General features: G+C 37.7%; 18 protein-coding genes, 1 tRNA gene and 5 pseudogenes. 11 read left to right on the forward strand and 13 right to left on the reverse strand.

From position 1 onward, the window contains the following. The 3 genes and pseudogenes from rplL to rpoC all read left to right on the forward strand — a co-directional run bounded on the left by rplL (position 1) and on the right by rpoC (position 8855). Positions 1-366 (forward strand): 50S ribosomal protein L7/L12, encoded by a 366-nt coding sequence (gene rplL / locus MIDI_RS02520; RefSeq protein WP_013951023.1) that lies wholly within the window; start codon positions 1-3, stop codon positions 364-366. 93 nt (positions 367-459) lie between these two features. Further along, positions 460-4575, forward strand: coding sequence for a DNA-directed RNA polymerase subunit beta (gene rpoB / locus MIDI_RS02525; protein WP_202795477.1), 4116 nt, complete (start codon positions 460-462; stop codon positions 4573-4575). Between the two features lie 118 nt (positions 4576-4693). Continuing rightward, positions 4694-8855 (forward strand): annotated as a pseudogene (gene rpoC, locus MIDI_RS02530) (DNA-directed RNA polymerase subunit beta'). 720 nt (positions 8856-9575) lie between these two features. Here the strand turns inward: rpoC and MIDI_RS09715 are convergent. The 7 genes and pseudogenes from MIDI_RS09715 to MIDI_RS02550 form a co-directional block, all read right to left on the reverse strand. Next, positions 9576-9698 carry a hypothetical protein gene (locus tag MIDI_RS09715; RefSeq protein WP_272940986.1) on the reverse strand — a complete coding sequence of 41 codons (123 nt, stop codon included), beginning with the start codon at positions 9696-9698 and terminating at the stop codon, positions 9576-9578. Further along, positions 9659-9790, reverse strand: coding sequence for a transposase (locus MIDI_RS02540; RefSeq protein ID WP_410517913.1), 132 nt, complete (start codon positions 9788-9790; stop codon positions 9659-9661). Before MIDI_RS02540 ends, MIDI_RS09715 begins: the two co-directional genes overlap by 40 nt. Before the next feature lie 13 nt (positions 9791-9803). Continuing rightward, positions 9804-10031, reverse strand: a complete 228-nt coding sequence (locus MIDI_RS09280) for a transposase (RefSeq protein WP_237697415.1) — start codon at positions 10029-10031, stop codon at positions 9804-9806. A gap of 29 nt (positions 10032-10060) precedes the next feature. After that, positions 10061-10207, reverse strand: coding sequence for a hypothetical protein (locus MIDI_RS08495; protein ID WP_160162216.1), 147 nt, complete (start codon positions 10205-10207; stop codon positions 10061-10063). A 618-nt stretch (positions 10208-10825) separates the two neighbouring features. Continuing rightward, positions 10826-12307 (reverse strand): annotated as a pseudogene (locus tag MIDI_RS02545) (DNA translocase FtsK); the annotation flags it as partial. A 279-nt stretch (positions 12308-12586) separates the two neighbouring features. Further along, a pseudogene (locus MIDI_RS10190) lies at positions 12587-13075 on the reverse strand (DNA translocase FtsK 4TM domain-containing protein); the annotation flags it as partial. Beyond that, positions 13076-14332, reverse strand: a complete 1257-nt coding sequence (locus tag MIDI_RS02550; protein ID WP_052567677.1) for a sigma-54-dependent transcriptional regulator — start codon at positions 14330-14332, stop codon at positions 13076-13078. Positions 14333-14481: 149 nt separating this feature from the next. Between MIDI_RS02550 and MIDI_RS02555 the strand changes: the two genes are divergently transcribed. From MIDI_RS02555 to MIDI_RS10585, 5 genes and pseudogenes are all read left to right on the forward strand, one after another. Continuing rightward, positions 14482-14569 (forward strand) — tRNA-Leu (locus MIDI_RS02555). Positions 14570-15138: 569 nt separating this feature from the next. After that, positions 15139-15483: a DUF4153 domain-containing protein gene (locus MIDI_RS09720; protein ID WP_041185393.1), complete on the forward strand. Its 345-nt coding sequence runs from the start codon at positions 15139-15141 to the stop codon at positions 15481-15483. A gap of 412 nt (positions 15484-15895) precedes the next feature. Then, positions 15896-16135 carry a hypothetical protein gene (locus MIDI_RS02565; RefSeq protein WP_013951029.1) on the forward strand — a complete coding sequence of 80 codons (240 nt, stop codon included), beginning with the start codon at positions 15896-15898 and terminating at the stop codon, positions 16133-16135. Positions 16136-17024: 889 nt separating this feature from the next. After that, positions 17025-17240, forward strand: coding sequence for a hypothetical protein (locus MIDI_RS07875; RefSeq protein WP_148234109.1), 216 nt, complete (start codon positions 17025-17027; stop codon positions 17238-17240). A 43-nt stretch (positions 17241-17283) separates the two neighbouring features. Further along, positions 17284-17390, forward strand: a pseudogene (locus MIDI_RS10585) (transposase); the annotation flags it as partial. Positions 17391-17663: 273 nt separating this feature from the next. Here MIDI_RS10585 and pgeF read toward each other — a convergent pair. From pgeF to MIDI_RS02600, 6 genes and pseudogenes are all read right to left on the reverse strand, one after another. Beyond that, positions 17664-18401, reverse strand: a complete 738-nt coding sequence (gene pgeF, locus MIDI_RS02575) for a peptidoglycan editing factor PgeF (protein WP_013951033.1) — start codon at positions 18399-18401, stop codon at positions 17664-17666. Between the two features lie 4 nt (positions 18402-18405). Beyond that, complete coding sequence (locus MIDI_RS02580; protein ID WP_013951034.1) at positions 18406-18903, reverse strand: CinA family protein; 498 nt, start codon at positions 18901-18903, stop codon at positions 18406-18408. Then, positions 18875-19489 carry a phosphatidylglycerophosphatase A family protein gene (locus MIDI_RS02585; RefSeq protein WP_013951035.1) on the reverse strand — a complete coding sequence of 205 codons (615 nt, stop codon included), beginning with the start codon at positions 19487-19489 and terminating at the stop codon, positions 18875-18877. Before MIDI_RS02585 ends, MIDI_RS02580 begins: the two co-directional genes overlap by 29 nt. Before the next feature lie 3 nt (positions 19490-19492). Then, positions 19493-20000, reverse strand: a pseudogene (gene ispF, locus MIDI_RS02590) (2-C-methyl-D-erythritol 2,4-cyclodiphosphate synthase). Further along, a complete protein-coding gene (locus MIDI_RS02595; protein ID WP_052567678.1) occupies positions 20000-20641 on the reverse strand; it encodes an IspD/TarI family cytidylyltransferase in 642 nt (213 codons plus the stop codon). The pseudogene ispF and the gene MIDI_RS02595 overlap by 1 nt, the downstream one beginning before the upstream one ends. Before the next feature lie 57 nt (positions 20642-20698). After that, positions 20699-20986 carry an HU family DNA-binding protein gene (locus MIDI_RS02600; RefSeq protein ID WP_013951036.1) on the reverse strand — a complete coding sequence of 96 codons (288 nt, stop codon included), beginning with the start codon at positions 20984-20986 and terminating at the stop codon, positions 20699-20701. 277 nt (positions 20987-21263) lie between these two features. Between MIDI_RS02600 and tolQ the strand changes: the two genes are divergently transcribed. Genes tolQ through MIDI_RS02615 form a run of 3 tightly spaced genes read left to right on the forward strand, consistent with a single transcriptional unit; the run spans position 21264 to position 23362 of the window. Beyond that, the gene (tolQ, locus tag MIDI_RS02605; protein ID WP_013951037.1) at positions 21264-22001 is read left to right on the forward strand and encodes a protein TolQ; all 738 of its coding nucleotides are present in this window, start codon (positions 21264-21266) and stop codon (positions 21999-22001) included. Between the two features lie 9 nt (positions 22002-22010). Continuing rightward, positions 22011-22436, forward strand: coding sequence for a protein TolR (tolR, locus tag MIDI_RS02610; RefSeq protein WP_013951038.1), 426 nt, complete (start codon positions 22011-22013; stop codon positions 22434-22436). Then, entirely contained in the window at positions 22436-23362 is a 927-nt protein-coding gene (locus MIDI_RS02615; RefSeq protein ID WP_013951039.1) for a hypothetical protein, read from the forward strand. Before tolR ends, MIDI_RS02615 begins: the two co-directional genes overlap by 1 nt. Positions 23363-23400 lie beyond the last annotated feature (38 nt).

A 23400-nucleotide genomic window follows, 5' to 3' on the forward strand; every position in this document is an offset into this window, starting at 1 on the left:
ATGTCGAATTTAGAGAAAATAGTTCAAGAACTTTCCGCTCTTAAGATTACGGAAGCAGCTGAGTTAGTTAAATTATTAGAAAAAGAGTGGGGCGTTAGTGCTGCGGCTCCTATGGCTGTTTCTTCAGCTGCTGCGGCTCCTGAAGCTGCGGCTCAAACGGAATTTGATGTAATGTTACTAGAAGCTGGGGCAAATAAAGTTGCAGTAATTAAAGAAGTGAGAAGTGCAACAGGCTTGGGTCTAGTTGAAGCTAAAGCATTAGTTGAGAGCGCTCCAAAAGCTGTAAAATCTGGAGTCTCTAAAGAGGATGCTGAAAAAATTAAACAACTTCTTGAAGTAGCAGGTGCTAAAGTTGAAATTAAATAAATTTAGCGTATCTTCGATATTATATTTGGAAAAGGAAGCAGGAGCTTAAGCTTTTTGCCTCCTTTTCTTTGCTTTGTTTAATGAGTTTACGGTGTGGCTGTGTCTTTACTTGCGCTAAAAAAACGTATCAGAAAAAATTTCGGTAAGATCTCTAGTGTCGCAGAGATTCCTAACCTTATACAAGTTCAGAAAAAATCCTATGAAGATTTTTTACAAATTAATATTGCGCCAGATAGTAGGCAAAGCAGGGGTTTAGAATCGGTCCTTCGTTCAATATTTCCTATTTCAGATTATGATGGTAAAGCTACAATTGAGTATGTAAGCTACGAACTTGGTGCTCCCAAATACGACATAGAAGAATGTATTCAACGCGGAGTTAATTACGCTGCTCCCTTAAGAGTAGTATTACGTTTAATTGTTTGGGATATTGATGAGGAAGCCGGCGTAAAAGAAGTCAAAGGCATTAAGGAACAGAGCGTGTACATGGGTGAAATTCCACTTATGACGGAAAGTGGCACTTTTATTATCAATGGAGCTCAAAGAGTTATAGTATCTCAAATGCATAGGTCACCTGGCGTATTCTATTATCATGATGAAGGTAAGGGAAATGTAGCTGGTAAGTACCTATACTACGCAAGAATTATACCTTATAGGGGATCATGGCTTGATTTCGAATTTGATGCCAAAGATTTGTTGTTTTTCCGTATAGACAGAAAGCGCAAGATGTACGCGACCACCATTCTACGGGCATTAGGGTATGATAAGAATCAAATACTAAAAGAGTTTTATAATTTTAAAAAATTCAGGAAACAAGGAGATTCTTGGATTGCTGAGTTTAATCCTGAAGATTTCAAAGGTACTAAAGTACTACGAGATATCATTGATGCAGATACCGGGGAATTTATTATAAAAACAGGGGTTAGAGTTACTCCAAATGTCATAAAAAAACTTAAAGAGCAGCAGCAAAAAAGGGATTATATACTCTCTCAAGACGATATCTTGGGACGTTATGTTGCTACATCCATTGTAAATAAAGAAAGTGGTGAGGAATTGCTTGCAGCAGGTGACGAGATAACTAGCAATCTCTTAAAGCAAATCGAAGCAGCTGATGTTAAAGAAATTAATATATTAGATATCGATAATGTAAGAGTAGGGCCGTACATAAGAAACACCTTGATGGCTGACAAGAACTCTTCCAAAGAAGAGGCGTTAGGGGATATTTATAGAATTTTAAGGCCAGGCGAACCAGTTGCTAATGAGGTTGCAGAGAATTTGTTTAATTCTTTGTTCTTTGACGGTGAAAGATATGATCTTTCTGCGGTTGGAAGGATGAAAATTAATGCTAAGCACGGATTAGATATTTCTGAAGAATTTACTGTACTAACTAAAGAAGATATCTTAGCTGTTGTTAAGTATATTGTAGCAGTAAAAGACGGGTCAGGAGAAGTTGATGATATAGATAGCCTCGGTAACAGAAGAGTAAGAGCAGTTGGAGAATTAGTTGAAAACCAATTTAGACTTGGTCTAGTTAGAATGGAACGCGCAATTATTGAGCGCATGAATGCGGTAGAGGTTGATACCGTAATGCCTCACGACTTGATTAACTCGAAGACGTTAATGTCAGTAGTGCGCGAATTTTTCGGAACTTCTCAACTTTCACAATTCATGGACCAGACAAATCCATTAGCTGAAGTGACCCATAAAAGAAGATTGTCAGCTCTTGGTCCAGGCGGATTAACAAGAGAGAGAGCGGGCTTTGAGGTGAGGGATGTACATCCTTCCCATTATGGTAGGATATGTCCAATTGAAACCCCAGAGGGACAAAATATTGGTTTAATTAATTCTACTGCTACCTATGCAAGGATCAACAAATATGGCTTCATTGAAAGCCCTTATAGAAGGGTTGTTGATGGTAAAGTGACAGATGTTATTGACTATTTATCGGCTATAGAAGAATCTAAGCATACAATTGCTCAAGCAAATGTTGCTTTAAATAAAGATGGCTCTTTTGCAGTTGAAATGGTAAGGGCTAGAAGGAAGGGAGAATATGTGACAGTTCTGGCAAAAGAAATCACATATGTGGACGTTTCTCCTAAACAGTTAGTGTCGGTTGCTGCGTCTTTAATTCCATTTTTAGAAAATGACGATGCTAACCGCGCCTTGATGGGCTCAAACATGCAACGTCAGGCTGTTCCATTGTTAAAAAATGAAGCTCCGTTAGTGGGCACAGGGATGGAAGCAGTGGTTGCTCGTGATTCGGGAGCTGTTTTGATCGCCAGAAGAGACGGCATTGTTGATCAAGTTGATGCAAGAAGAATAGTAATAAGATGTGAGTTTTCAGATGAAGATAGTGCGCCTGGCGTTGATATATATACTTTAACTAAATTCCAAAAGTCTAATCAGGGTACGTCCATGACACAAAGGCCTATTGTAAGCGTTGGAGATAAAGTGTCAAAAGGTGATATAATAGCGGATGGATCTTGTACTGAACTAGGAGAGCTTGCTCTCGGACGCAATGTTTTAGTCGCGTTCATGCCGTGGAATGGGTATAACTTTGAAGATTCAATTTTGATTTCTGAGTGTATTTCAAAAGAAGATATTTTCACCTCTTTGCATATAGAGGAATTTGAAGTTATAGCAAGAGACACGAGGCTTGGGCCTGAAGAAGTGACTCGTGATATACCCAATGTTGGGGATGAGAACCTAAAGCATCTGGATGAAGTAGGTATAGTACACGTAGGAGCAAAGGTTAACCCTGGTGATATATTGGTTGGAAAAGTTGCGCCAAAAACAGAATCTCCATTAACTCCTGAAGAAAAATTGCTACGAGCTATTTTTGGTGAAAAGGCAAAAGATGTAAAAGACTCATCACTTAGAGTGCCTCCTGGTGGTGGTGGTGTTGTTGTTGGGGTTAGAGTCTTCACTAGAAGGGGTGTGGAAAAGGACGAGAGAGCAATGGTTCTCGAGCGTTTCGAAATCGAAAAAATTTCTAAAGATAGGGACGATCAAATTGCTATTATTGAGAATTTTGCCTACTCAAAAATAAAAGAGCTTTGTTTGGGAAAAATGATTCTAGGTGGACCAAAAACGCTAAAGGTTGGGAAACCCTTAATGAAAGCAGATTTGGAAGCCTTACCTAAGAAACAATGGTGGCAAATCAGTGTCGACGACAAGAATGTTATGCTTGAACTTGAAAAGATTAAAGCTTCGTATAACCAGTCACTTGAGGAGCTCGATGCTATCTATAAAAATAAAGTTGAAAAAATCCAAAGTGGTGATGACCTACCTCAGGGCGCCCTAAAGGTCGTTAAAGTTTATATAGCTAAAAAGTTAAAGCTACAGCCAGGGGATAAAATGGCTGGTAGGCACGGTAATAAGGGTGTGGTTTCTAAAATTGTTCCAGTTGAAGATATGCCGTTCTTAGAAGACGGCACGCCAGTAGATATGGTCTTAAACCCTCTTGGTGTTCCTTCAAGGATGAATGTGGGACAAATTTTAGAGACACACTTAGGTTGGGCATCTGCTAATTTAGGTAAGCAAATCGGTAAAATGCTAGATACTGTTGTTGTAAATGGTGAAGCAAATAATCTAAGAAATGCTTTGTGCGAAGTTTATGACTCCAACCGTAGTAGTGATAAGCAAGCCAGGGAATTAATAGCTAGCTTAAGCGAGAAAGAAGCTAAGGATCTTGCTAAAAATCTAAAAAAAGGTATCCCTTTTGCCACTCCTGTATTTGATGGAGTCAAAGAAGAAGAGTTGAATAAATTGCTAACAAAAGCGGGGTTAGATACTTCAGGGCAGGTTAGATTAATTGATGGCAGAACTGGAGAATATTTCGAGAGAAAAGTAACAGTTGGCTATATCTATATGATGAAATTAGATCACTTAGTTGATAACAAAATACATGCAAGATCAATTGGACCTTATAGCCTTGTTACTCAACAGCCTCTTGGAGGTAAGTCTCACTTCGGTGGCCAGCGTTTTGGTGAAATGGAATGTTGGGCATTACAGGCGTATGGTGCAGCTTATACGTTGCAAGAAAAAATTACGTTCAAAGCTGACGATATAACAGGACGTATTAAGATATATGCTGCTATAGTAAGAGGAGATCCAGTATTTGAATGCGGAATTCCTGAATCATTCAATGTGATGGTTAAGGAACTCCGTTCTTTAGGGCTAAACGTAGAAATGCTAGAAGATGAACACTAAACTCATCTTTGAAGGATTTTTTAATAAAAATTTATAATAGATTGTGGTAATTATGAGCGAATTGGTACAGCAGACATTATTTGACGCGACTCAGCCAAGAGATCCAGCCAAGGCTAATGTGAAAACACATAATAATAACAATTTTGGCTATTTTGGGCTGGCCCACAGTAATCAAGATTTCGATAAAATAAGGATATCAATTGTCAGCCCTGAGAAAATAAGAGCTTGGTCTTTTGGTGAAGTTACTAGACCTGATACTGTAAATTATAGGACAATCAAGCCAGAAAATGGCGGGCTATTTTGTGCTAGAATTTTTGGGCCGGTAAAAGATTATGAGTGTCTTTGCGGTAAGTACAAGCGCATGAAATATAGAGGGATTGTTTGCGAGAAATGTGGGGTTGAGGTTACCACTTCCAAAGTAAGGCGTGAAAGAATGGGTCACATTGAACTTGCTGCTCCGGTAGTTCACATATGGTTTTTGCGCTCTTTACCATCTAGAATTAGTATCTTATTAGATATGTCTTTAAAAGACGTTGAGAAGGTACTTTACTTTGAAGCTTATATTGTCACTGATCCTGGCTTAACTTCATTTAAGTACGGTCAAATCCTATCTGAAGAAGAATTTTATAGAGCTCAAGATGAGCTTGGCGAGGCAGTGTTCACAGCAGAAACAGGAGCAGACGTTGTGAAAAAACTTTTAAGAGATATTAATCTTGAAGAACAACGTGCGCTTTTACGTTCAGATTTAATTACCACTAGCTCTGAAACTAAGCGTAAGAAAATAGTAAAACGTTTGAAGCTGGTGGAACAATTCATTGATTCTGGTAATAAGCCTGAATGGATGGTGCTAGAGGTGTTACCAGTTCTTCCTCCTGATTTAAGGCCATTAGTAATGCTTGATGGCGGAAGATTTGCAACTTCGGATTTAAATGAATTATATAGAAGAGTTATCAATCGTAATAATCGTTTGAAAAGGCTTATAGAGTTGAAAGCTCCTGATATCATTGTAAGAAACGAAAAAAGAATGTTGCAAGAATCAGTGGATGCATTATTTGATAATGGCAGAAGAGGCAAGGCCTTGAAAAGCTCTAATAAAAGGCCATTCAAGTCTTTAGCTGATATGTTGAAAGGAAAGCAAGGGCGCTTTAGGCAGAACCTCTTGGGTAAACGTGTTGACTATTCAGGCCGTTCGGTAATTGTGGTTGGCCCTGAATTAAAGCTTCATCAGTGTGGCTTACCTAAAAAAATGGCTCTTGAGTTATTTAAGCCATTTATATACTCTAAGTTAGAACTTTACGGTATTGCAACTACCTTAAAGGCTGCTAAAAAAATGGTCGAAGCGGAACGCCCAGAAGTCTGGGACATACTTGAAGAGGTAATTAGAGAGCATCCAATATTGTTAAATCGTGCTCCTACCCTTCATAGACTCGGGATACAAGCGTTTGAACCTTTACTAATTGAAGGTAAAGCCATACAGCTCCACCCGTTAGTTTGTGCCGCATTCAATGCTGACTTTGACGGAGATCAGATGGCTGTGCATGTACCTCTTTCAATTGAAGCTCAGCTTGAAGCGAGAGCTTTGATGATGTCCACCAATAATATTTTAAGTCCAGCGAATGGTAAACCAATTATTGTTCCTTCTCAGGATATAATATTAGGGCTTTATTATATGAGCTTGCAATTTGATAATGAGCCAGGCGAAGGCGGCATGTTTGGCACAATAGGTGAGCTAGAGCATGCTATGCATTCTGGGAAGGTATCATTACATGCTAAAATTAAATGTCGTAGAGCGAGAGTAGATATTGAGGGAAATGTCACCTCATTCATAGCTGATACGACACCAGGCAGAGTTTTAATATCCGAGGCTTTACCTAAGGATTCCAATATTAGCTTTGACCTTGTTAATAAAGTAATGACCAAGAAAGACGTCTCGGCCCTTATTGATACGGTATATAGGTATTGTGGTCAAAAGAGTACAGTTATTTTCGCAGATCACTTAGTGCAGCTAGGATTTACTCATGCTATGAGATCGGGTATTTCAATTGGTAAGGATGACATGATTGTTCCGGGAACCAAGCATAAGCATGTTGATGAGAGTATGGCTGAAGTGAGACAATATGAGAATCAGTATGCAGATGGTTTGATTACCATAGGTGAGAAATATAACAAAATAGTCGATGCGTGGTCAAGGTGCACTGGACAAAATAGCTGTCGATATGATGAAAATGATATCAGGTGGAGCTAATGAAAGTAAAACCAAGGAAAATATTAATAACATTTATATGATGGCAGACTCTGGAGCGAGGGGTTCTGCGGCTCAGATTAAACAGCTTGCTGGTATGCGTGGTCTTATGACAAAGCCATCGGGCGAAATTATTGAAACTCCTATTATCTCAAACTTTAAAGAAGGCTTGAGTGAATTAGAATTCTTTACTTCTACTCACGGTGCTCGTAAAGGTCTTGCCGATACTGCATTAAAAACCGCTAACTCTGGTTATTTAACTAGAAAGTTGGTTGATGTTGCTCAGGATTGTGTAGTAACAGAAGATGACTGTGGTACTTCTAAAGGGGTTATAATGCAGATGATCGTTGAGAACGGTGAAATAGTTGTTCCTCTTTCTGATTTGATATTAGGCCGTGTTTCAATAGGTGAGGTTTATCATCCGATTACTGGCGAATTAATTATTGGTAAAAACAAACTCATAGAAGAAGTGGTTGTCGATAAAATAGAAGAAGTCGGTATCGATTCAGTTAAAGTTAGATCTATTCTTACTTGTGAGGCACAAGGTGGTGTATGCGCACATTGTTATGGTAGGGATTTAGCAACTGGTAGATTAGTTAGTAAAGGGGAGGCCGTTGGCGTAATTGCAGCTCAATCGATTGGTGAACCTGGTACTCAGTTAACGATGAGAACCTTCCACATTGGGGGAGCAGCACAAAGGACTACTGTACAATCTAGCGCTATTGCTTCGTATACTGGTATTATGAAGTTAATTCACAAGAACGTCGTTGTAGATAGTAGCGGTAAGAAGATATTGATGAGCCGTAACTGTGAAGCTGTTATCCTTGATAGCCACAGTATAGAAAAAGCTCGCTATAAGCTTCCTTATGGGGCAAGGTTATTAATGGAAGATGGTGAGAATATAAAGCCTGGTGATAAAATTGCTGAATGGGATCCGTTTACTGTTCCGATTATAGTCGAAAAAGGCGGTAAAGCTTCATTTGTTGATCTAGTTGAAGGTATTTCAGTAAAAGAAATGCAAGATGAGGTCACTGGTATTGCAAACTGGGTTATTACTGACAGCAAAAAGTATATTAAAGGTGAAGAGCTTCGCCCAAGAGTAGTATTATTTGATGATAATGGGCAAGTTATGACTCTTGCTAATGGCTTAGAAGCAAGGTACTTCTTGCCGGTTGGTGCGATTTTAAATATTTCTGACAAAACATCAGTTCATGCAGGTGACGTTATTGCAAGAATTCCAAAAGAGTCCTCAAAAAGTAGGGATATTACTGGTGGTTTACCTCGCGTTATCGAATTGGTAGAGGCAAGACAGCCTAAGGACCACTCTATTATCAGTGAAATAGATGGATATGTTGAGTACGGTAAAGATTATAAATCAAAGCGTAGAATTATTATTAAACCAACCCTTGAAGGTATGAATCCGGTAGAGTACTTCATTCCAAGAGGCCGTCATATTACTGTGAATGAAGGAGATTATGTTTCTAAAGGTGATATGCTCATGGAGGGAAATCCTTCTCCGCATGATATCTTGAGAATTATGGGCGTTGAAGCTCTTGCGAAATATATGGTACAAGAAGTACAACAGGTTTATAGGTTGCAAGGCGTGTCAATAAACGACAAACATATTGAAGTAGTGCTACGTCAAATGTTACAAAAAGTTGAGATAGTTGATGCCGGGGAAACTACATTCTTAGTAGGCGAACAAGTTGATAAAGAAGAATTTGAAAGAGTTAATGCTAAGGCAATAAAAGATGGCTATAGTGTTGCTATGGCGATCCCTGTTTTACAGGGTATTACAAAAGCCTCGCTACAAACTCGCTCTTTCTTCTCAGCAGCTTCTTTCCAAGAGACAACTCGTGTTTTAACAGAAGCAGCTATTGCGGGTAAGATTGATAACCTCATTGGGCTTAAAGAAAACGTTATTGTGGGTAGATTAATTCCTGCTGGAACTGGTCTATACCTTAATAAGATGAAAAAACTTGCTCATGTGCGTGATAGAGAAATGATGAGCACTAACAGCAGTAGTGAAAATAACTGATTTAAAAAGGTTGAAATTCGGCCTGAATTAGCTGGAATCTCAAAAAACTACTATAGTAGTGTTGGCATTTTTGCAAGTTCTGTAACAGTAAAGACGTATATTTTTAAGTAAATGAAGAGTTGAAAAGCCTCCAGCAAGGTGTTAAGGGATGGGCAGCCTCGTTTGCTTTTTATACCATGTCTCATTTTTAACTTATCCAAACGCTTAGTTCGAAGCTCGGCTTTGCTCATGCTTGACACTTGCGTAGTCTGTCCTCCAAGCATTTGTTTAATTTAATCTCTGAGGGCTATGGGCCCAACCTCGTAAGCCTCGCTTACTAAGGGGCGAAAGGTAGGCTCTGTCTTTTCATTGCAAACTCGCTTTATCTATAGCTTTCTTGGGGTGGAATTACCATATATACCCACTGTTCAGGTTAACGGAGATGTACCTCTCTACCTATGCTAGATAAAGGTCACTTCTCTAGAATAGTTGCTGGCACTTTGCTCCAGGGTGGTGGCCAAATTCTACTTGGTGTGCCAATTTAGCTAAAATTTTAATTTGAATAGAAGTGTGTAAGAAATGAGCGGCCGAGCTAGCCAAATTGCTCAGCTATACCTCTTTGCACGAGAGATTTTTAGCATAGAGCATTGTGTTATTTCATCTATATGTTTTTTAAAGAGCGGGTGTGAATTACTGAACCCCAGTTCGAAGTAAGTTTTAAAGAAATTATCTGATATGGTTTTAAAAAAGCTGTGTAACCGTTAAATTTTTCTCAATTTCACGATAAATAACCTCAGTTCGACGTAAGGAGTAGGCCCGTGAGCCTATTTCTTGGTTTTTGTTAGTTTTTTGCTTATATACCACCGATCTCCGAATAGAAGGCCTGTCAAATATTGAGTCAGTTTTTCGACAACGGCTCGATCATCTGTATTACCCGAAGTCAGTGTGAATGACATAATCTCTCCTTGATCATTGAGGCCAAAGAACCATCCGGGTCGACGTTTTCCCACGCTGAGCGATGCCTTTAAGGATCTTATTACGGCTAATACATAAGTTATGACAAACCTTTTCCAGTTTTTTTGTTGAGTCAAGGTACCTGTTTGTTTCCCTTTGCAGCAATTCAGCAGAATGACCAACGGGATGACCACGTCTCGCATCCAGCTCAACAAAGCGATTGTAGCTGATAAGCTTCGGCAACTCCTCTCTGAGAGAGGTTTGAACACAGTTTAGGTAAAAATCTTTGATCCGGTAATGCCCTCAAATGAAACAAAACGAGGATCGTTATAACTTCGGAAAGCATCATCCCAGACTCTCGTTCCCTTTGTCTCTGCGAGTTTCTTAAGGATCTTTGGTACGTGAGTTGTTGCTTGCAAAAATCATCAATCAAACAAAATATTTCTACTAGGGAAACCACTTTCCTTATTTATCGTGAAATTGAGAAAAACTTAATGATTACACAGCTTCTTTAAAACCATATCAGATAATTTCTTTAAACTTACCTCAAACTGGGGTTATATCAGCGCCTTTACAGCGCTCCCAAAATAACAGTTATAACGTTAGTTAATATATATCAACACTTATCTAGAGTATTTTTTTGTCAACCCAAGATAACAACAAGATGTTGAAATCTAAGACATTTTTTTATATACCTCTAGGGAGTTGAAAAGCCTCCAGCAAGATGTTGAGTGATGATCTGCTTGAAAAGGAAGGGTCGTTTGCTTTTTTGGCCTGCCTTGCAAGCTTCGCTTGCAAAGGGGCGGAAGGCGAGCCATACTTTTGCTGTTGCAAACTCGCTTTAGTTCAATCATTCGAGTTAAAGAAGTATATAACACTACGCAATCCCCCTTTCTGCACCCATTTGAATATATCCTCTACATATAGAAAGAGTACGGAACTCTAAAGTCTCTAATGCCAGGAAGTGTCCCTATGTAGGCTTTCTATACTGCTTTAGATATACTTTAACTTGAAGAGGAGTCACTCATTTTAGAGAGCTAGTCTACAATCTCCCTTTTACCAGCGTGGTTAGGGGCACTTACCAGTCCTTCTTTCTCCATCCTTTCAATAATATTAGCTGCTCTATTATAGCCAAGACGTAAGCATCTTTGGATATAACTCGTACTAGCTTTACGGTTGCGCATCACTATTTCAACTGCCTGGCGATACAGATCATCATCTCCGCTATCCTCAATCATAGTAACATTTTGTTCTTCCTCGTCTGCGGTGATCTCTTCTATATATTCCGGCTCACCTTGCTCTTTCCAAAACTTGACTATATTTTCTACTTCTTTGTCATCGACAAAAGGGCCGTGTACCCTTTCTATTCTACCACCTGGCATCATGTATAACATATCACCCATACCCAGTAGCTGTTCCGCTCCCTGTTCCCCTAGTATCGTTCTGCTATCTATTTTTGAAGTGACTTGAAAACTAATTCTTGTTGGGAAATTAGCTTTAATAACACCTGTTATTACATCAACCGAAGGCCTTTGAGTTGCCATTATTATGTGTATTCCAGCAGCTCTTGCCATTTGTGCTAATCTTTGGATATAAGATTCAATATCTTTACCTGCAACAAGCATTAGATCAGCCATTTCGTCAACTATAACAACAATATACGGCAATTCTTTATTCTCCATGGCAATTCTTTCAAAGATTGGCTTACCAGTACTTCTGTCAAACCCAGTTTGAATATTTTTGGTAAGAGCCTGTCCAGACTCTGCTGCTTCTATAATAGCTCTATTATATCCTCCAATATTTCTTACTCCCAAAGTTGACATGGCTCTGTATCTTTCCTCCATTTCTTTTACCACCCACTTTAAAGCTACTACTGCTTTTTTAGGATCAGTAACTACAGGCGATAATAGATGAGGAATTCCTTCATATACGGAAAGCTCAAGCATCTTAGGGTCTATCATAACGAATTTGCAGGTCTCTGGCGTGTACCTGTACAATAGTGATAAAATCATAGTATTAATAGCCACGGACTTACCTGAACCAGTAGTACCCGCTACAAGCAAGTGTGGCATTTTAGCTAAGTCTGCAATAACAGGAGCGCCAGAGATATTCTTACCTAGTATCAACGGTAATTGAGATTGGCTGTCCCTATAAGGTCTTGATTCTAGCATTTCTCTTAAATAAACGGTTTCCCTTTTCTGGTTGGGTAACTCTATACCAATAGCATTTTTCCCAGGAATAACCGATATCCTAGCCGATATGGCTTTCATTGATCTTGCAATATCATCAGATAGACCTATCACTCTTGCTGATTTAGTTCCAGCTGCTGGTTCAAATTCATATAAAGTTACAACTGGGCCAGGACTTACCTCAAGCAGGTCAGCATTGATGCCAAAATCTTTTAAGACTTGAGAAAGCTCTATTCCATTAGCAGCTAAATTTTCCTTGCTGATATTAGATTTATGAGAAGCAGGAATTGCTTTCAGTACATCAATTGGAGGCAGAGTAAATTTGGTATTAATTTTTTTGCCTTTGTAAAAATCCTCAAATTCTTTTTCCTCAATCTTTTGCTCATTTTTTGCAGTAGTTTTCAGTTTATCTAACAAATTACTCTTTTTAACAGGGCGCACAATTTCCTCAAAATGCTCTTCCTTAGAGACCGCAATTTTTCCTTTTCGCCGCAATAACCTAGATAGCTTTTTAAATACTTTTGTTCCTTTCCTCAAAATAAATTTTATAAGATAATTAGTTGCTCTGATTGATACATACAATAATTCTTTCCATTCATTAATTTCTAACCCAACCGAAGCTAAAATTCCTACCAAACTTATTCCTAATAATCCAGTTAACGCTACTCTTTTAGGGATGAGCTGGGTCGATTCGGTAGCTATAAAATCTCCTATAAAACCACTAAATTTTAAGGAATTTAAGCCAACACATGTAACGAACAAATTTAAAGCCCCACAAAGCGCAGGAAGGGTAAACAGCAAAACCGAGGCTCTAATTAGCAAATATTCAGGGAAGCAGTTATTCAGTAACCTAAAAGATAGAATAGATAAAAAAGCTAAAGGATAAAAAACAGCGTAACCTATTGATTGCAAAACTATATCGGCAATATCAGCTCCCCATCTTCCACCTAAGTTTGTCACGTGGTTATTATTAAGGTGCAATACCGTAGGATCACTGGAATTAAATGTAATAATAGAAATTAATGAAAAAACATTAAAAACTAAAAGCGCTATACCACATATTTTAAGTAAAATTTTTTTAGTAGCTAACAATAACATCTATTTTTCTAACTCGTATTTTTTGATTTTTTGTTGCAATAACTTAATTGAAACACCGAGCGCAGTTGCAGCCTTTCCACTATCCTTGCCGTAAACTTCCATGGCTCTTAAAATAGCATTTTTTTCAGTATTTTCTAGTGTTTCTATTTTTTCTGGCTCTTTTATTTTTAAGTGCGCGACTTCTATTTTATCAGTGGGAGATATGAGTAAAGCTCTATGAATACAGTTCTCGAGCTCTCTAATATTTCCAGGCCAGTTGTATTCTTTCATTTTCTCTAATGCATTTATACTAATGTCCTTCGGACTGATAGCATTGATTTTCGCATATTTCTTTATAAAATGAGTGGCAAGTAATTCTATATCTATTATTCTTTCCTTGAGGCTAGGTAAACCAATATTTATTACGTTTAATCTGTGAAATAAATCTTCTCTAAAATTGCCTTTTTTTATCTCGTATTCTAAATCTCTATTTGAGGTAGCAATGATCCTTGTATCTAGTTTAATAGGAGTATTGGAGCCTATTCTAATCACTTCTTTCTCCTGCAGGACTCTTAAAAGCTTTGCTTGTAACTTTAGGTCCATTTCGCTAATTTCGTCTAGTAGGATGGTAGACTGATTTGCTTCTTCAAATTTACCGATTCTACGCTCGGAAGCTCCAGTAAATGCACCTTTTTCATGACCAAACATTTCTGATTCTAAAAGATTTTCTGGGATTGCCGCGCAATTTACTGCAATCATATCATGCTTATTTCGTTTGCTATGCTTATGAATAAAACATGCCATTACTTCTTTTCCAGTGCCAGAAGCGCCGGTAATCAAAACATTCGCTTCAGATGGAGCCACTCTTTTTGCAATATCAAGGACTTCTTCCATTGCAGTAGAATTAAAAATCATCTCATTTTTTAAGTCTTTTTTAGAGATATTTTCTAAAATTGCCGCTATCAATTCTTCATCAGGCGGAAGTGGCATATAATCAACTGCACCCGCTTCTATTGCCTTTACTGCAATCTCTGGATTATCTCCAATACCGCAACATATTACTGAAGAAGCAATATGCTGTGCTCTTAATTCTCTTAATAATCCGCTGATATCAATTTCTTCGGAAGCCATAATTATTTCTACACTCTTTCCAGAATATAGTGTATTCAAAGCACTAGTCACATCAGCTGCATGTAGCACTTTTGCTCCTTTTATTGTAGCTATTTTAGTCGCAGGAATCAACTGCCCATTTAAGTTGCCTATGATCATAATGCGCATAAATCAGGTAATATATATATAACCAATCCAAGATTATATTATTGGCTAAAGGCTAATTAAGCAACCAGTATAGCGCGAATCTCAAGGCTATTATTTACACCTAAGCTATAATGGCTTTTTAAATAATATAATTTAGATAAGTGACAAGTGCCTCTGTGGCGGAATGGTAGACGCGACAGACTCAAAATCTGTTGCCCTTTGGGGGGTGTGCTGGTTCGAGTCCTGCCAGAGGCACCAATTCGGTATCTCCCTTCAAGCCCTTATTATACTATATAAAGATTAGCCGCAGTTTTAGCATGCCAAGACTAGAACCCTCTCTACCTTAAGGCCCTAATAATTTACGCTTTAATATATGCCGATTATAATACGATGTTAAAAAAGGCCCTTGGGAACTTAATTGCTAATATAACAGTTGCTATAAAACGTTTTCCTCTACCCGTTGCTATTTAGCGTGTTCTTTTGCGTCATATCTATCGGTAAATTCGCTTGACCCTAAGTTAAAGGCAACTTGTCTCACTATCCTATTTTGTGGGGGTTTTTGGTTTATTGCATTAAAGTTATTTGCAGAAAGCAAGAGTTGGCGGAGTGCGTATTACAACATGGCGGAACGGCTATATTTCTTATTATGGCATGGCATCTTTACACAGCGCTAGATGCCTTAATTCCATTTATTTTCTTAGGATCAGGATTAATTCCTAAGTATTTTTATAGCACCTTTTCTCAGCAAGCAGGCCTCCAACACACAGATATGGGTATTCAATTACCATCTCTGGAGTCGTATTTGCTTTACGGTTTTAGCTGCTATTGTGCTACACCTCGGGCTTGCAGCAATTATTGCAAGCCTAGGTTTTCTTTTTGGAGTAAAATTTTATAGAGCGATTTATGAAGACGTTTGGCTAGTAGTGGTAACTCTTTTTTTGCCTATCTCAGCGATGGCAGGTATTACACAGCAATTTGATACCATAGAAGAACCTTATCCAAAAGCTATTAGGATCATCCTGTCTCATATTACTCCACTGTTATTGCTGATTTACGCAGTAATTCTTTATTGCTACGCTATAAAAATCCCTATCACCTGGGGGATTTGCCAAAAGGCGGGGGTAGCCTACCTAGTATCGGCTTTCGGCCGCGCTGGAGTCGTTGCATATTAATAAGCTCCTTTTTTGCACCGTAATCAAGGGATCATTAGTTTATTTAGTCGTCACTTCTTTAAGGTACTATTTAGTACCATTAGTCCTACTCGCTGTCGGTATTGGAGTACGTACACACAAATATGGAGTAACGGAGGGACGCTATGCTATTTTACTATGTCTCACATGGCCTGCAGCATCCGCTTTCTTTGTACTAATAAAACCCCGTATCCCAAGCACCAAAATTTGTAAGCATCATTGTTCTTTTTGATGTAGCCTCATTTGGTCCCTGGGGAGCTGTTAATATCTCAACTTATAGCCAATTGCATCGATTGAAATCAATTTTGGAAAAGAATCAAGCACTGATAAAAATCAGATACATAATCCTACGAAGGCTTTAAGCCGGGCGTACCATATCAGTATCAGCTCTATTATGGACTATATCGTCCGCACCGAAAAAATTGCCCTTATAAAACCTTGGTTTGCTGAGTTTTCGAATGCGCATGTCCACCAAGTCCAGAGAAATCATAACGCAAGAACTATTGTGCAAGATATGGGCATTGAGTATATACCAGTCTATAAGCGCAATGTAAATGATGAGAATTATGATTTTCGCTTCAATAAGGGGGGAGGAGCCAAGCTTACATTGAAATCTCTGGATATGATTATCTAGTTAACGTAGATAGCTATACTATAGGAGGGTCTGGTTTTATTAGGGATATTACGTTAGATAATGCTGGAATAAAATTAGCTGTAAAATTGGGACCCTCTACTAATCTGTATGTGGTACAAATAAATACAAATGAAAGCGTTACATTTGAGCTCGAAGATTTAATTGAGAAATTGAACACAACTACAAATAACGCTAATAGTATCGAGAAGTTTATTATGGAGAAGGAATCTACTACTCTAACAATCCAGTCAATGCTAAAACAACGATTTCATCTATTGATACTATGCTTTTGTTAAAGAAAAAATAGTTAGTATATAGCTCATAAAGCTCTGCTGTAAGCTTACTGAAGTAGATTTAAGATGACAGACTTTTAAGCCAGAGTAATAGAGTCAGAGAGAATCTAACCCCTTCTTTGAAAAAAGAAAATGCAGGCTAAAAAATTTTTTAAAAGTAAATAACCTCAGTTTGACGTAAGGAGTAGGGCCCGTGAGCCTATTTTTCCTGAGATATATTGGGTTTGAAGACATAAGCCAAGAGCCCTGAGAAAGAGGTCTGCCAAGAAATTGTTTGGCAAGCAATGCCGTGGTGTGCTGGATTTGTCAAATCTCTTTCAATTGTCCGATGGCTGTTTCAATCAATCTACGCCCTGCAAGAAGCAGTTGTTTAAAAGCCGCAAGCGGGTTTTGTTTTTCATGCTTTTCTTAAGCCGTGTGATGAGCTCAATACCTTGATTGCTCAGTGTTTTTGTTAACCCTAGTTTGAGGTAAGTTTTAAAGAAATTACCTGATATGGTTTCAAAGAAGCTGTGTAACCATTAAGTTTTTCTCAATTTCACGACAAATAAGAAAAGTGGTTCCTCTAGAGAAATATCTTGTTTGATTGATGATTTTTGCAAGCAACAACTCACGTACCAAAGATCCTTAAGAAACTCGCAGAGACAAAGGAAACGATGAGCATCCAGGGTGATGCTTTCCGAAGTTATAACGATCCTCGTTTTGTTTCATTTGGGGGGCATTACCGGATTCAAAGATTTTTACCTAAACTGTGTTTAAATCTCTCTCAGAGAGGAATTGCCAAAGCTTGTCAGCTACAATCGCTTTGTTGAGCTGATGCAAGGTGCGGTCATCTCGTTGATCATTCTGCTGAATTGCTGCAAAGGGAAACAAACAGGTACGTTGGACTCAACAAAAGCTGGAAGGTTTGTCATAACTTACGTATTAGCCGTAATAAGGTCTTTAAAGGCATCGCCCGCCAAACAATTTCTTGGCCAAAACCTCTTTTTCTCAGGGCTCTTGGCTTATGTCTTCAAACCCAATATATCTCATGGAAAAATAGGACCACGGGCCTACTCCTTACGTCGAACTGAGGTTATGACTAATATGGGAGAATACTTAAACAGCTTAAATGCCGGCGAAATCAAATCCACTGGGTGGGGTAAGACTAGCTATGATATATAAATCTTAAGCATTATGAACTGAATGATGAATATAAGTAACCCTTAAGAAAGGATCAAAATAGACTGCTGGTATTATTTAATCATAATAGCGGATACCTGATTCCCATACTTTACGGCACGGCCACTTTTGGTATTATGATAAGCTCTTCTGTAACTAAAAAATAATTGGGAATTAGAATAAGTATCTACCTCTAAGTCATTCGCATTAACTCCCAGATCCTTTAGCATGCTTGAGCAGTATCCAGGTAGATCGAACTGATAATGTCCTTTTTTATGGCTACCGGTGAAGAACTTTAAGGACTTTGAATTGATTTTTATAGCATTTTGATAAAAATCTTGATCAACTTCATAATTTTGTGCCCTAATGCAAGGTCCAATCACTGCATATATATGTTTAGCACCTAACTGGGTCATTTGTTCAATGGTTTTTTCGATAACGCCTGCAAATGCTCCTCTCCAACCAGCGTGACTGGCCCCTATTATACTATTTTCTGGATCACAAAGGAGAATTGGTACACAATCGGCAGTTCTTATGGCAAGCGAAACTTGGGGCAGGCTTGTTACAAGGGCATCTGCTTCGACGTGGTTGCAAATTTGAGTTGGGGTTTCGATAGCAATTACCTTATTTGAGTGTATTTGCCTTAAGAATTTTACATTGTAATTGAAGTCCTTGCTAATTTTTGCTTGATTTGAGGTGGCATTATGGTCTAGGGAAGTTGATTCTGCTAGATTTGCTTCACCTAGCTTAGAAAAGAAGCCATGTTGAATAGATTTAATTTGATTAAACAAAGAAGAAGTTAAAACCAGCATAATTTTAGGATAATTGGCTTAAAATCATTTGGAGAATAAAATCCACAGTTTTCATTCTAATTGTTGCTCGATCTCCAACAAAATGTTGCTTAACTACATCAATCTTATTGCTTTCGAGATTAGATGTGCCAATAAAAACTGTGCCGACTGGCTTAGCAGCGCTACCCCCACCAGGGCCTGCAATACCCGTTACAGCAAACACAAGGTTATTAGAATAGATTTTATTTAGTCCCTCTGCCATTGTTAAGGCAACCTTGGAGCTTACTGCGCCGTGTTTTGCAATAACCTCTGCTGGGATTTTTAAAATAGAATTTTTTGCATGGTTAGCATAGCTTACTATGCAAAATTCAAAGACCGCAGAACTACCTGGAACACTGGTTAGAACCCCGGCTATCAAACCACCAGTACAAGATTCAGCGCCAGCAATTTTTATTCCTTGCTGCTCTGCTTTTTGGATGATTAATCTTGCCGTATTAAATGTAGTATCGGAGAAAATTATCATAGATTTGATAAACTATAGTTATTGTAACCCCTGCAAATATAGCTGCTAGAACATCATCAAGCATTACTGCAAATGCTCCTTTCATACGCCCATCAATGGTTTTTAGAAAAAATGGCTTTTTTATGTCAAAGAATCTAAAAAATATTACCCCAATGAAAAAAGCTAAAGTAGTAGCATGGCATGAAAAGTAGGGAGATAAAGCTACGCCGAGTTTCAATAAAGACTTGCAAGATATTGCAAAAGTCAAAAGCTGTCCGACAACTTCGTCGATAACAATTGATTGATGATCGTGCGTTAATGTTTGGGCTTGAAATCGTGATATACTAAACCATCCCAATGAAAGGAAAATTAAAGATAATACAAAAAATCCTAATGCAATTTCCTCATAAGATGTTGAGCTAATAATAAGGAAATTGTAAATTGGATACACTGAAAGGGAAGCAATAGTACCAGGCGCAATTGGAAATAATCCAAGAAAAAACCATGTAACTATAATTGTAGTAGGCTTAAAACCATAATTGAGGCGCTCTTTTTGTGCTTCTCTAAGTAACTTTAATACTCTTTTATAACCACGATTAAAAAACATAAATTATTTTAAGAATTTATTCTGCATTAATATACCACATATAGCCTGAGCAGCTATTCCCTCTTGTCTACCTAAAAATCCCATCTTTTCTGTAGTTGCTGCTTTAACACTAACTTGGTCTAAATTAATTGAGAGGATATCAGCTATAAATTGTCTCATTCCTAAACTTCTTGGCATCACTTTTGGGTGCTCGCATATTATTGTAATATCGATATTGATAATTTGTCCACCAATTTCTTTTATTAAATCATTTGCATACTGAACGAAAAATTTCGATTCCTTGTTGCGCCACTTTTCGTCAGTTGCTGGAAAATGAGAGCCAATATTGCCATTTGCAATAGCGCCTAGAATCGCCTCTGTTAGCGCATGAAGACCAACGTCCCCCATCTGAATGAGCATCAACAATATAATTGCAGGGTAACTTAATACCGCAAATCGGCATAAACCCATCTGCAGAGATCTTTATTAATCTATGCACATCGTAGCCGATTCCAACCCTTGTAATATACATTAAATATCCTCTTTGAATGTAATCTTATAGTTACTAGCTTCGCCTTTAACATATGAAACTATAAGCCCTCTTTCAATAGCTAAGGAGATATCATCAGTTACATTTTGTGTGACATCATGATGCAACTCATAAATTACTTTAAATTTAAAACCTTGAGGGGTTTGAGTTTGGCAAAGGTCATCTCGTGGAACAATAACTAAATTATTATTCTCATCGAACCTTTTTAAGGTATCGACTATGGGAAGCAAAACGTCAACAGCATCGCTTGTTCTTAACGCAAAGATAACATCAGTTATCAACCTTTCACTTACAAAAGGCCTTGCAGCGTCATGTATAATAACATTTTGAGGGTCAAGCTTAGCAACAAGGTCTAGCCCATTTTTTACTGATTCTTTCCTAGTATTGCCTCCAAATGCTACTTTGATGGAGCGAAATTCATCTAAAATAGGTCGATAATATTTTTCATGTTCTGGCTTTACAACAACACATACTTCGTCAACTAGACAATGATCGGTAAATTTTTCTAGAACGTGATACAGAATCTCCTTCCCTTTAATTTTTTGGTATACTTTGGTTATACTTGAACTAGCAAACCTTGAAGAATGACCTGATGCAACAATTAGTGCTATAGTTTTTAACATACACCTGAGAAGCTCAAATGCCTACACTTTTGATACAGGCCAAGATGGCTTTCTTCGTTATTCCTTTTTACCATGGTTAACAGCTTTTTTTAGTTCTGATCCGGGGAAAAATTTAGGTTTTTTCGTCGCTGGAACTTCCATTTTTTCACCGGTTTGCGGATTTCTAACTTCCTTGGCTGGAACATCTTTAACTTTATATGAGCCAAAACCAACTAACTTGATTTCTCTTCCATCTTGTAAAGCTTTCTTAACAACTGCAATGAATGAGTTAACAAATTTCTCAGCATCTGTTTTTGTTGTCACCATAGAACTAGCAATCGCTGCTACAAATTCTGTCTTATTCATATCCTCCTCGAATAAGTTTTAGTTAATATTTACATTGCAATACCTTGCAATGCGCTATCAAAAACAAAAATAACAGTAATACATTTTATTTGTCTAGCGATTTTATGCTCAATACTTAATTAAAACGCAATTTTGTGCAAAGATTTAGTAAAAAGTATACTTTTTCTTCCTTTATAATAATATAAATCAATTTAGAGCCCAGTAATAAAGCTGCAAAACTTGACATAAAATTGAATACTGATAGAAGCTTTATCAAAAGAAAATTATAAAAAAATATATGTTACCAATAGTTGCAGTACCAACTGCAAAAATAGATTCTCTAACTTTACCAGTTGATGCAGCCGCGGCAAAGTCAACTTTAACAAGTTTATCTTTTTTTGATCTTTTCCTACAGGCTGATACAGTGGTGAAGCTAGTAATGCTCTTTCTTCTGGTTTGTTCTATAATTAGTTGGACCATAATTATTGATAAAATCATCGTGTTTATGAAGTTGCGTTATATAATGAACAATTTTGAGAAAAATTTTTGGTCAGGTAAGCCGTTGGATTCTCTATTGAGGCTTGTTTTACAAAAGAAGGAAAAACATCCATTATCCCAAGTATTCGTAGCTGCTATGCAGGAAATTGATTTAGTAAATAGCTCTCGTTTGAGTTTTGTTAAGGAGAGATTAGATCAATCGATGCGCACTGCTATCAATCGCGCGGTTGAAGAATTAGAAGAGAATATTGGATTTTTGGCCACTATAGCAAGTAGTGCTCCATTTGTAGGCTTGTTTGGGACAGTTTGGGGTATCATGAGCAGCTTTCAATCTATAGCGGTTAGTAAAAGCACTACGCTTGCGGTTGTTGCACCTGGAATAGCTGAAGCACTTTTAGCTACTGCCATTGGCTTGATTGTAGCGATCCCAGCTACTATATTTTATAATAAGCTTTCTAATGATATTAATAAAATTGTTAATAAAATAGAAAATTTTTCGTTAGAATTATCTACTTTGATTATAAGAGACATAGAATAGGTAATCTAAATGCATTTTGCTGTACCAAGTTTTAATAAATATAAGAGAAGATCATTAAACAGTGAAATAAATGTAACTCCATTTGTTGATGTGGTGTTAGTTCTTTTAGTTATTTTTATGGTGACCTCGCCTATGTTATTATCGGGAGTAGAGGTTGATCTGCCCCAAACTAAAACTATTCCTATCACTGGTCAAGATGAACCAGTGTCTATTACTGTTGATAAGCATGGAAATATATATTTACAAGAGATCAAAGTATCGCTTGCTGAATTGGAGAAAAAGCTTAACGCCTTATTTGCAGCCAAAAAAGATAATCGAGTTTTTTTAAGAGGGGATAAACTTGTTGATTATGGGAAGATTATGGAAGTGTTCACAACATTAAAAGCTAGCGGACTTTATAATGTTGCTCTTGTAACTGAAGTGCTCCAAAAGTGATGACTACCAATTTTAGCAATAGCTTAGCATATTCTTTGGTGCTGCATGCTGTGTTATTTGTTTTTTTGATTTTTGGGCTTCCGTCTTTAAAAAAAGATAACTTTAAGGAGCAAGCGATCGTCATAGATCTTGTAAGTGTATCTGAAATAACAAAGATTAAACCAAAAAAGCAAAGCGCTCCACAGCCGCAACTCAAGCTTGCCGATAGTTTTCAGGAAAAACCGAAGCTAGCCGCCCCTATAGAAATACCACCGCTGCCCGTTATAGCAAAGAATGATCCAGCTGAAGAAATGGTTAAGAAAGAAAAAAAGGTGCTAGCTGCTAAAAAAAAGCCAGAAGAAAAGATACCTGAAGTAAAGCATGAAGAGAAGAAGATAGCCTCCCAAGAAAAGCCGTCCCCTAAGCAGCCGCCCAAAAGGGAAACTGTAAAAAAGAGTGTAGGAGTGAGACAAGACTTAAAGAATAGCGATAAGAAAAAAGGCTTGCACCCTAAAATGGTCCTAAAATCATTGAAAGCGACTAATATAACTCAACCTGAAAGGAAAATATTAGATGAAAAATTTCAAGAACTAGAAAAAATAATAGAAGGGGAGGCAGATGAACCATTTAATCCAGATTTAGAGATATCGATTAGTGAAATCGATTCTATACGTAACCAAATTAAAAGAGCGTGGAACCCGATAGCTTTTAATGGTAGCGGGCAGGTTATGAAAGTGTCTATTTTTATGCAACTTGATAAAAGTGGTACTATAATTAGTATCAAACCAATTTTGGAAAGTAATCATAATCCCAGTTATCACGCCTTTGTTGAGAGCGTGATTAGAGCGGCTAGAAAAGCTTCGCCGCTGCAAGATCTCGCGCCAAATAAGTTCCAGTCTTGGAAAGAGATGGAGATGGTTTTTTCTTCTGAAGATATGGTATACTAAACTGTATAGCTAGAGCGTTGGAACTCAGGCAGGAAGCA

Origin of the sequence: Candidatus Midichloria mitochondrii IricVA, from assembly GCF_000219355.1 — a bacterium.
Classification (GTDB): Bacteria; Pseudomonadota; Alphaproteobacteria; order Rickettsiales; family Midichloriaceae; genus Midichloria; species Midichloria mitochondrii.

Bases quoted from the DNA above. Each gene is read 5' to 3' on its own strand.
- tolQ (WP_013951037.1), top strand. From the start codon at position 21,264: ATGTTACCAATAGTTGCAGTACCAACTGCAAAAATAGATTCTCTAACT.
- MIDI_RS02600 (WP_013951036.1), bottom strand. From the start codon at position 20,986: ATGAATAAGACAGAATTTGTAGCAGCGATTGCTAGTTCTATGGTGACA.
- MIDI_RS02585 (WP_013951035.1), bottom strand. From the start codon at position 19,489: ATGTTTTTTAATCGTGGTTATAAAAGAGTATTAAAGTTACTTAGAGAA.
- MIDI_RS02615 (WP_013951039.1), top strand. From the start codon at position 22,436: ATGACTACCAATTTTAGCAATAGCTTAGCATATTCTTTGGTGCTGCAT.
- pgeF (WP_013951033.1), bottom strand. From the start codon at position 18,401: ATGCTGGTTTTAACTTCTTCTTTGTTTAATCAAATTAAATCTATTCAA.
- rplL (WP_013951023.1), top strand. From the start codon at position 1: ATGTCGAATTTAGAGAAAATAGTTCAAGAACTTTCCGCTCTTAAGATT.
- MIDI_RS02595 (WP_052567678.1), bottom strand. From the start codon at position 20,641: ATGTTAAAAACTATAGCACTAATTGTTGCATCAGGTCATTCTTCAAGG.
- MIDI_RS02540 (WP_410517913.1), bottom strand. From the start codon at position 9,790: ATGTCATTCACACTGACTTCGGGTAATACAGATGATCGAGCCGTTGTC.
- MIDI_RS02580 (WP_013951034.1), bottom strand. From the start codon at position 18,903: ATGATAATTTTCTCCGATACTACATTTAATACGGCAAGATTAATCATC.
- MIDI_RS02565 (WP_013951029.1), top strand. From the start codon at position 15,896: ATGGACTATATCGTCCGCACCGAAAAAATTGCCCTTATAAAACCTTGG.
- MIDI_RS02550 (WP_052567677.1), bottom strand. From the start codon at position 14,332: ATGCGCATTATGATCATAGGCAACTTAAATGGGCAGTTGATTCCTGCG.
- tolR (WP_013951038.1), top strand. From the start codon at position 22,011: ATGCATTTTGCTGTACCAAGTTTTAATAAATATAAGAGAAGATCATTA.